This is a genomic window from Protofrankia sp. CiP1_Cm_nod1 (assembly GCF_920888515.1).
In the GTDB taxonomy this organism is placed as follows: Bacteria; Actinomycetota; Actinomycetes; order Frankiales; family Frankiaceae; genus Protofrankia.
On record NZ_CAKKTM010000039.1, the window covers coordinates 1 to 2633 of the forward strand.

A 2633-nucleotide genomic window follows, 5' to 3' on the forward strand; every position below is an offset into this window, starting at 1 on the left:
GGACGGGACGCAGCAGGCGGACGGCAGCCCGCGTCCGCTGCGACTGGGGTGGCTGTCGCGTCCGCCGCGGCGGCTGGTGCGGCGGCGGGGACGTCCGCGCGGACGTCCCCAGCAGCGCCAGGGCGTGCCGCCGGGCGTCGGCGTCCAGCCGCAGCGTCCGCGCGACCGCTTCGACGACCTCTTCGGACGCCTGGACCCGTCCCTGCTCGAGCCAGGTGTACCAGACGAGCTGCAGGCCGGACGCCGCCGCCACCTGTTCCCGCGGCAGGCCGGGCACCCGCTCGCGGTGGGCCTGGAGGAACCTGCCAAGCTCCCGCTGCCGCGCCTCCTGGCGGGCCTCCCGCCGGACGCCGTCGTCCGTCGCGGCATCCGAGGCCAGGACCATCTCGCCGGGGATCAGCTCGCCGGAGGCGGCCTTGCCGGAGATCAGCTCATCGGGGAGCGCCTCGCCGGGGGCGGCCTCGCCGGGAAGCGCCTTGCCAGGGGCCACCTCGCCCGTGATCCTGCTGCCAGGAGCCGCGCTGTCAGAGGCCGCGTTGCCGGGGATCGCGTTGCCGGGGGCCGCGTTGCCGGGGGCCGCGCTGTCCGGGGTCATCGCGGCAGAGGGCTCGGTCGGCGTGGCGGCTGGCTGCGGGAGGGCACCCGTTCATGGTGACTTCACTGCGATCATCCCGTATTGCCATCGGGCCCATTGGGATCTGAGCCTCGCCGGAGCCGATCCGGCCTTCCTCAGCGGTCCGGGCGGCGATTCATCCGGACGCCGCGCGCCGGCCCGCGCCGAGCCACATCCTGTTGCCAGCGGATGCTGTTGCCAGCGGATGATCCGGCGGGCCCGGTGGGCCGTCCGACGGCCCACCGGGCCCGTTTCCGTCATCGGCCGGATCCGCTTCTCCCGGTGCCCGGAGAATTTCAGCCGATGCCCGTCATCACATCGGTTGTCACCACATCGGACGGGACGGCCCGGAGCCGACGCCGAGGCGGTCGATACCCAGCTCGATGTCGTCGAGATCGTCCGCGGTCAGGGTGAGGGTGGCGGCCGCGATCCAGCCGTCGACCTGGGACGGGCGGCGCGCGCCGACGATGGCGCCGGTCACCCCGTCGAAGGCGAGGGCCCAGGCGACGGCGGCCGCGGCGACGCTGACCCCGTGCCGCTTCGCAACGCCGCGCAGCACGTCGGCGAGGGCCAGGTTGCGATGCAGCGGCTCACCGGTGAAGTCAGGCGACCGGCGCCGCCAGTCGTCGGCCGGCAGGGTGGCCGAACGCTGGGCGGACCAGGCGCCGGTGAGGAGGCCCGCCTGCATCGGGCTGTAGACGATGACGCCGATGTCGCGCTTGGCGCAGTACGGCAGGATTTCCGCGGCGGCCTCCCGCCTGATCGCGGAGAACGGTGGCTGCAGGGCCTCCACGCCACCCACCGACGCGACCCGTTCGAGCAGGTCGACGTCGAAGTTGGACACGCCCACCGAGCGGATCTTCCCGGCCGCGCGCAGCTCGTGCAGTGTCGCGACGGCGTCCTCGACCGGTGTGCCGTCCTGCGGCGGCCAGTGCAGCTGGTAGAGGTCGATCCGCTCGACATTGAGCCGGCGCAGGGACGCGTCGACCTCCCGCCGGATCGAGTCGGCGGCGCCCACCTGGGCGAAGGCGCCACCGCCGGGCGCCGAAGCGTCCCAGATCAGCCCGCACTTGGTGAACACGTACGGACGGTCCGCCGCGGGGATGCCGGCCAGGGCGCGGGCCACGATCTCCTCGGAGTGCCCGAGGCCGTAGCCGGCCGCGGTGTCGATCCAGTTCACCCCGGAGGCGGCCGCGTGCCGGATGGCGGCCACGGACTCCTCGTCGTCCTGGGCGCCCCACCCGAAGGCGTAGCCGGTGCCTCCGACCGCCCAGGCCCCGAAGCCGACCCGGGTGATGTTCATGCCGGTCGTGCCGAACGGTGTCGTGGGAAGGGTCACTGTCACTACCTACCCCCATGCGAGATCGGGACTCAGGGCGACCGGCCTCGCCAACCGTCGTCGCTGGCCGGCTGTTGTCACCGTCCGGTCGGTATCGCCACCCGGTTGGGAGGTGCCACCCGATGCTTGGTGGCTGACTGTGGTGTTCCGGCGACTGACTGCGGGCCTTGAACGCTTGCGGAACGCTTGCACGCGAACGCTTGCACAAGCATGAAAGCATCCGGGGAGGCGGCCGTCGCGCTCTTGATGGTGTCATGATTATCCGGTTGACATGCGTTCTGCTTACTGAGAGCAAGATTTGCATACGTGATCCTGGGACGGATCACCCGGGGTCGTCCTGGAGATCGCGCCTGGAGATCCCTAGAGATCGGGAAAGAGCGTTACGTCGATCATGAGCGGGCCGGCCGGCTCGGTCGGCCTCGCCGCCGGGCCGGTGCCCGTGGCCGTGTTCGCCTCGGCGGCCAGCGCGTCGGCGTCCGCCTCGGAGACCGGCAGGTTACGGCGTTCCAGCAGCTCCCGGACGCGGACGTGGTGGACAACCGGGGTCACGGCGGTGACGTGCCGGATCAGCGCGGTGAAGAACTGCGGCGCGGCCACGTCCGCGGGCACGACGTCGTGGCGCACCCGCACCCGCGCACCCGCCGGCGGGGCCGGCCCGCCGCCGGCCGCCTCAGCGCCCGG

2 protein-coding genes and 1 pseudogene are annotated in these 2633 nt (G+C 72.9%); all 3 read right to left on the bottom strand.

The annotated features are described in order from the left end of the window. The coding region (locus NBX02_RS02595) for a helix-turn-helix domain-containing protein (protein WP_250289818.1) at window positions 1-595 on the bottom strand (595 nt) is incomplete at its 3' end. Between the two features lie 343 nt (window positions 596-938). Beyond that, window positions 939-1916 carry an aldo/keto reductase gene (locus tag NBX02_RS02600; protein ID WP_250286440.1) on the bottom strand — a complete coding sequence of 326 codons (978 nt, stop codon included), beginning with the start codon at window positions 1914-1916 and terminating at the stop codon, window positions 939-941. A gap of 396 nt (window positions 1917-2312) precedes the next feature. Further along, a pseudogene (locus NBX02_RS02605) lies at window positions 2313-2633 on the bottom strand (hypothetical protein); the annotation flags it as partial.